We start from the raw sequence: 6,446 nt of genomic DNA on the forward strand, positions 1-6,446 counted from the left end.
AGTATATGGTGGGGCCTGTTAGTCGTTGGCCGCCTGCTTCTGGATTTCAACCTGGTGCGGATAGGGTATCGAGATGCCTTCCCGGTCAAAGGCTTCCTTGACTGCCTTCATGAGGTGGAATTTGACGTCCCAGACATCGGCCGCTTGCACCCAGCTGCGTGTGGCAATGTCGACCGAACTGTCTCCAAGATTAACAACCTTCACGAAGGGTTCCGGATCCCGGAAGATACGGTCATCTGCTTCAATCACCTGTTTGATGACGGCGATGGCCTTGTCCATGTCGTCATCATAGTCGATGCCAAAGGTCACATCGGCGCGGCGGGTGTCGTATCCGGAATAGTTCTCGATGACGCCATCAATGGCCTGACTGTTTGGCACGAGAACTTTCACATTGTCGACTGTGGCCAGGACAGTCTGGAACAGATTGATGTCTTTTACGGTGCCGGCAACGCCAGCAGCCTCGATATAGTCGCCGAGCTTGTAGGGGCGAAACAACATGATCATGACGCCTGACGCGATATTGCCGAGGGCGCCCTGCATGGACAGGCCAATGGCAAGGGTCAGCGCGCCGAGTACGGCGACGAAGCTGGTGGCCTGAACCCCGAAGACCTGCAGCACGGCAATCAGCACAGCAGCCGTGATGGCCCACCGGACAAGAGAGGCAAAGAAATTGCCGAGCGTATCGTCAATACCTTCGCGCTTCAGCGCTGCGCTACGAACGAGGCCCGCCAACCAGCCGGCGATGCGCAGACCGATAATCAGGACCAGCAAAGCGCCAAGTACTTTCACGCCGAATGAAATGATGAAGGGGCTGTATTCGCTCCAGAGCGCGGCTGCAGTCAGCTCTTCGGGCATGGAGGTCTCCTTTTTACTGTCAGGGCAGGCTAGTCTTCAGTCTCTGTAATGTCTGATTGTGACGCGTGTTCCGGTCTCGACTCAGCAGGTGGCCGGTAAGCCATGTTGACCTGATGCGGGAAGGGGATGGTGATCCCTTCACGATCAAAGGCTTCCTTGACGGCCTTTGTGATGTCGGCGCGGACCTGAACGAATTCGGGCGTCGCCACAAAAGCGCGCAGGCGCAGCCGAACGCTCCAGTCAGCAAGCGTATGCACGCCGACCCAGGTTTCATCCTTGGCCAGAATACGCGGATGCTCATTGGTCGTGTCCAGCAGGGTTTTGAGCGCATGATCCATATTGTCGTCATAGGAAATGTCAAAGTAGAGATCGAAGCGACGACGTGTCTGGCGTGTGTGATTGACCAGCGGATCGCCCCAGACCTTGTCATTGGTGACCGAGACGATCTTGTTGTCGATTTGTTTGAACGTCGTGCGGAAGGGCGTGATGTCTGTGATTTCGCCGTCCATGCCTGCCAGGGTGACGAAATCACCAATTCGGAACGGCCTGAAAATGGCCAACATGACTCCGGCCGCAACCGCCTTCAGCGTGTCCTGAAGCGCGAGGCCAATGGCCAACGCTGCGCCGCCCAGCAGCGCCGCCAACGATGCCGTCGGGAAGCCGAGTTGGGTCAGTGCCAATACGATCGCAACGGCGAAGATCAGATATTTCAGGAGCGAAGCGGAGAAGGCAAACAGCGTATCATCGGCCCCGTGACGCATATGAGCCTGATTGCCCATTTTCCGCATTGATCGGGCAACCCAGTTCGCAAAGGTCACCGCAATGATCAGGATCGCGACCGCAGCGAAGGCGCCTGGTCCGCGCTTGTCTATGATCGCTTCCCAGTCATAGCCCGCGAGCCCAAGGGGCAGGGGAGACATGAAAATCAAAGCGAAAACGCGAGAGACTGAACTGGCAATATCCCAACTCGATCCCTCGAATGATTTGTCCTTGGCGGTCACGCGCTTCCCAAAGGCGGTAATGATGCGTTTGACCATGCCCGAAAGAAACCAGATCAGGATACAGGCGAGGACAACGGCGCCCCACTTCTCCATGAATGGCCAAGAACTTGCCAGCCAGACAGGCCAGTCTGTGGTGTCGATATCGGGCAGGGCGATTGTGGTGAAATCCATAAAGTGGCCGGGCTCGTTGTTTCTATGGGCAAAAGAGCGTCAGTTTGCGCCGCTTGTCCAGTTTGCTCAGGCGGGTATGACTGATCCGTCGGCACCCCGAAAGAGGCGCAAGCAGAGAATGAGGGTAAGCACCCCTGCGCTGATAATGGCGAGCCAGTTCATCTCCGTCACATACCAATTGTTCAGGACGATCCCGATCATGCCCCAGCCCAGGGCAATGAAATACCACCAACTGCGGCTAACATAGCGGGCGAACATCCACGCCGAAATGCTGGCGGTCACCAGCGTGATCCAGAGCATTTGCCACGGAAAATCAGTCGCCCCGAGGCTCGAGAAGCTGCGCAGGGTCAAGGGAACAGAGATCGCGATGGCGACGGTAATCCAGCCAGACAGCATGGCGGCGGTAAGATCTGCGAGAGCTTTCTTGGGACTCCAGCCAGTTTCACGCAAACGGTCCATGCGAAATGCTGCCGTCCATACGGCAATGGCGATTGGAAAAAGGAGCAGGAAATCCAGGGGTTGAGACGCGATCAACTGCGCACTGATCATCCAGACGATGTTGAACGCACCAGCCCAGGCAAGGGGTACCGCAATTCGCTCCATCCAGGGCTCGCGGGCACGCCAGTAGGAAATGCCAAACAGAAAATAGGCTAAGAAAATCACGCTCCAGATTGAAAAGAACGTCGGCAAGGGCTGTTCCGGAAGCGTCATGTCACGAGTGGCGTTTCCAATCGGTGTGCCAATGCCCAGTGCAGGCGCGAGCGCGCCGGACAGGGGCTGAAGCACGCCGAGAAGAATCACGACCAGGGGCAAATATGTTTTCATGTTTTCCATATGAGCTGAATTTCAAATGGGGCAAATCCGCGGCGTGTGAAAAAAGTGGGATGCAGGCTGGCGTTTTCACGTTATACGCCCCGATCTCTGCGGAGACTCACAAGAGGAATTTGCTTATGGCAAGGACACCTGCGGCCAAGAAGGCCCCTGCAAAACCGGCCGCCAAGAAGGCGACCACCACGGCCAAGACGGCCACCAAGAAGCCTGCTGCCAAGACGGCCGCTGCGAAGAAGCCAGTTGCCCGCAAGGCAGCTGCGCCGAAAGCGGCCCCAAAGGCGACGGCTGCAAAGACACCAACCACGGTGACGATGCGCCAGCTGTCGGCAGAAATGGCTGAGGCTCATGGTCTGACCAAGAAGCAGTCGGAAGAAATCTTCTCCGACCTGGCTGATCGGATCACCAAGCGCCTGAAGAAAGGCGAACGTTTCCGTCTGAACGGTCTCGGCACGCTGGAAGTGCGCAAGCGCCCGGCACGCATGGGCCGCAACCCGGCAACGGGTGAATCCATCAAGATCAAGGCGTCGAAGAAAGTTGCTTTCCGCGTCTCCAAGGAACTGAAAGAGTCCGTTTAAGGACTTTCGGTTTCAATATGTTTCGAAAGGGCCGGGTGCATGTCATCCGGCCTTTTTTCATTCTTGCAGCATTGCCTCTAGAGTCTCCAAACGGTCCGCCTCGTTTGCGGGCTTGTCCCACCGGATGCGGTTGATACGCGGAAAGCGCATGGCGATGCCGGATTTGTGACGGGCCGAGCGCTGCAGGCCTTCAAAGGCCACTTCCAGAACAAGTGATGGCGTCACGGAGCGCACAGGTCCGAAACGTTCGACCGTGTTGTCACGGACGAATTTGTCGAGCTGTTTCAGCTCCTCGTCGGTAAAGCCGAAATAGGCCTTGCCAACGGGCGTCAGCCGATCCTCGCCGTCTTCATCGCGCCAGACGGCGAAGGTGAAATCGGAATAGAAACTGGAGCGGCGGCCGTGGCCGCGTTGCGCATACAGCAAGACCGCATCGACGAGCCAGGGGTCTCGCTTCCATTTATACCAATGCCCCTTGACGCGGCCGGGCACATAGGGGCTGTCCCAGCGTTTCAGCATCAGGCCTTCGATCTCCGGGGCAGGGGGCTCCATGCGGTGCGCGTCCAGCGCCGTCAGGTCGGTAACGGGCACGAGCGGCGACAGGTCAAAGCGTGGGCTGGCCGTTTTCGCGATGAAATCTTCCAGGCGTTCCCGGCGTTCCCGAAAGCTCAGCTGGCGGACATCCTCATCTCCATCCTGCAGCAAATCATAGGCACGGATGAAGGCCGGGCGCGCATCCATCTGTTTCTTCGAGACGGTCTTGCGGTTCAGTCTCTGCTGCAACTCATTGAACGGCGCCACGCTCTCCCCGTCCTCGGCGCGCACCAGCAATTCGCCATCCAGCGTGCCTTCAAAACTCATCGCGGCCAGCACATCCGGAAAAGTATGGGAGATGTCGTCTCCCGTGCGGGTATAGATCCGCCGCACGCCGCCTTCGCTGCTGGCCTGCACACGGATGCCGTCATATTTCCATTCGGCGGCAAAGGCGTCGGCTGTGATCAGGGCCGGGTCCACCGCATCGGGATTATCGCGCTCGGCTTTCGGCACCAGCGGGTGCGCCAGCATGACCGGCCGGAAGGGCGCCTTGATGTCCGGCTCGGGGCGGCCGGTCTTGCCTTCGAGCCAGGCGAACAGGCTCTCATAGGGCGGGGCGAGGCCGTGCCAGATCTCCTCGATCTCGGTCACGTCCACGCTGCCGAAATCCGCGAGCGCCAGTTTGGCAAGCCGGGCGGAGACGCCGATGCGCAGGCCGCCCGTGATCAGTTTGAGCAGCGCCCAGCGGCCGGTCGGGTCCAGCCCGTCGAGCCAGTTGGCGACCAGTCTCTGCGCCTCGGGCCGTGTCACGCCGTCCAGCGCTTCGACAATCTCGGCCAGCGGCGGCGGGCGGTTCGCGCGCCGCTCGCCCGGCCAGACGAGGCTGACGGTTTCGGCCATGTCGCCGACATAGTCATAGGACAGGCGGAACAGTTCGGGGTCCATCCGGTCGGTGACCAGTTCGCGGATCGCGGCGGGCTTGATGCTCTTCAGGTCGAGATCGCCGGTCAGCGCGCCGAGGGCATAGCCCCGGTCGGGGTCTGGCGCGCTGCGAAAATAGGATACGATCAGGCGTAGCTTGCCGTTACGCGAAGGCGTTAGGACTAGTCGGTCAAGAAGCTCTGCGAAGGCCTGCATGCGCCTAAGATAGAGCCGTCGCGCCAAGAATCCATCTAGGGGAGTCCTCCATGAGCCTGAAACTGCACCACCTCAACGCCTCGCGCTCGCAGCGCATTGTCTGGCTGCTGCTCGAACTCGGCGTGCCGCACGAGATTGTCCACCATAGCCGCGACCCGGAAACCCGGCTGGCCCCGCCGGACCTGCTCAAGATCCACCCGATGGGCAAGTCGCCCCTGCTGGAAGATGGCGACACGGTGATTGCCGAGACCGGCGCGATTGCCGAATATTTGCTGGCGAAACACGACCCGGACCACACGCTACACCCGCGCGCGGATTCGGCTGATTTCCCGCGCTACCTGGAATGGGTCCATGCCGCCGAGGGCGCGATCTTCCTGCCGGGCCTGTTCCGCTTCTACCTGATGAATGCGGGCCTGCTGGACACGCCGCTGGCCGCCTCCATGGAGGCCGAACAGGCCAAGGCGATGAAGACGATCGAGGGGCACCTGGCCAAACATGCCTATTTCGCCGGCGACAGCTTCACCGCCGCCGATTGCCTGATGGCGTTCCAGGTCCAGTCCGCTGCGGCCATGGGCGCGCTGGAGGCCTTGCCCGCGACCAGGGCCTGGCTGGAAAAAGTGCAGGCGCGCCCGGCCTACAAGGCGATGCTGGACGTGGGGGTCTAGGGTCAATTCTCCCCTACCTGCGGAGGAGTGGGGCGATTGCCATGCAATCGCGATCCCCCTCTAGCTCCCCCTTTGCAAGGGGGAGAACGGCCCCTCAAGCAAGGCGACTGCTGTCTGCGATCCTCCCCCTGCAAGGGGGAGGACAGGTGGGGGTCTGCGGTGTTCCCGCCAGCAGTCAAAGCCGGACTGGCGCGCGCCATCCGGGTATCTCGTAGTCGGCCCCTCACAGAGCCGTCGGCGCAGCGGGCGCCGTGGCGCTCCGCCTGATGATTTGGAATGGCTACGGAATGGAGCGTTACCGCCCGCCGCGCCGGACAGGAGTTTCGGCGAGCACCCTCATGGGGGCCCATGGTCCCGGGTCTTCGTTACCGGCGCCGCGCGAACGATTCCACCGTGCTTTCACACGCATGGCTCATCCGGGGATTTCTCCCGTGCGACCGGACGAGGCGGATTCCCAACCGAGCTTCCTCGGCTCACCCTGGCCTGACCTGCCTAGGCGCGCATCGGACCGTCGCCCCAACCCGCACCATCCTGTCCCTGACCCCACAACCAGAACGGTACCTGATCCGGCTCCTGTGAGGGCAGATGCTTAGTATGGGGCAGGGAGTTCTCAGACGGATAGGGAGCGCAAAATCCCAGCTCCGAAGATACCTGCGAAGGCAGGTATCCATCTCCTG

The 6,446-nt window shown here is 60.4% G+C and carries 6 protein-coding genes and 1 pseudogene; 2 read left to right on the plus strand and 5 right to left on the minus strand.

Features of this window, described 5'->3' with window-relative positions; genetic code table 11:
- Nucleotides 1-18: 18 nt before the first annotated feature.
- The 3 genes from B3527_RS16820 to B3527_RS16830 form a co-directional block, all read right to left on the minus strand.
- Nucleotides 19-855, minus strand: coding sequence for a mechanosensitive ion channel family protein (locus B3527_RS16820; protein WP_290480435.1), 837 nt, complete (start codon nt 853-855; stop codon nt 19-21).
- 29 nt (nt 856-884) lie between these two features.
- Nucleotides 885-2,027 (minus strand): mechanosensitive ion channel family protein, encoded by a 1,143-nt coding sequence (locus tag B3527_RS16825; RefSeq protein WP_206992217.1) that lies wholly within the window; start codon nt 2,025-2,027, stop codon nt 885-887.
- 66 nt (nt 2,028-2,093) lie between these two features.
- Complete coding sequence (locus B3527_RS16830; RefSeq protein ID WP_290480434.1) at nt 2,094-2,852, minus strand: hypothetical protein; 759 nt, start codon at nt 2,850-2,852, stop codon at nt 2,094-2,096.
- A gap of 275 nt (nt 2,853-3,127) precedes the next feature.
- On the opposite strand from B3527_RS16830, the pseudogene B3527_RS16835 reads away from it, so the two are divergent.
- Nucleotides 3,128-3,433: pseudogene (locus tag B3527_RS16835) on the plus strand (HU family DNA-binding protein); the annotation flags it as partial.
- Nucleotides 3,434-3,490: 57 nt separating this feature from the next.
- Here the strand turns inward: B3527_RS16835 and B3527_RS16840 are convergent.
- Nucleotides 3,491-5,104: a cisplatin damage response ATP-dependent DNA ligase gene (locus B3527_RS16840; RefSeq protein WP_290480432.1), complete on the minus strand. Its 1,614-nt coding sequence runs from the start codon at nt 5,102-5,104 to the stop codon at nt 3,491-3,493.
- 50 nt (nt 5,105-5,154) lie between these two features.
- On the opposite strand from B3527_RS16840, the gene B3527_RS16845 reads away from it, so the two are divergent.
- Nucleotides 5,155-5,769: a glutathione S-transferase family protein gene (locus B3527_RS16845; protein ID WP_290480431.1), complete on the plus strand. Its 615-nt coding sequence runs from the start codon at nt 5,155-5,157 to the stop codon at nt 5,767-5,769.
- 492 nt (nt 5,770-6,261) lie between these two features.
- Here B3527_RS16845 and B3527_RS16850 read toward each other — a convergent pair.
- The coding region (locus tag B3527_RS16850) for a hypothetical protein (RefSeq protein ID WP_290480430.1) at nt 6,262-6,446 on the minus strand (185 nt) is incomplete at its 5' end.

Origin of the sequence: Hyphomonas sp. UBA4505 (assembly GCF_002388685.1) — a bacterium.
Lineage (GTDB): Bacteria > Pseudomonadota > Alphaproteobacteria > Caulobacterales > Hyphomonadaceae > Hyphomonas.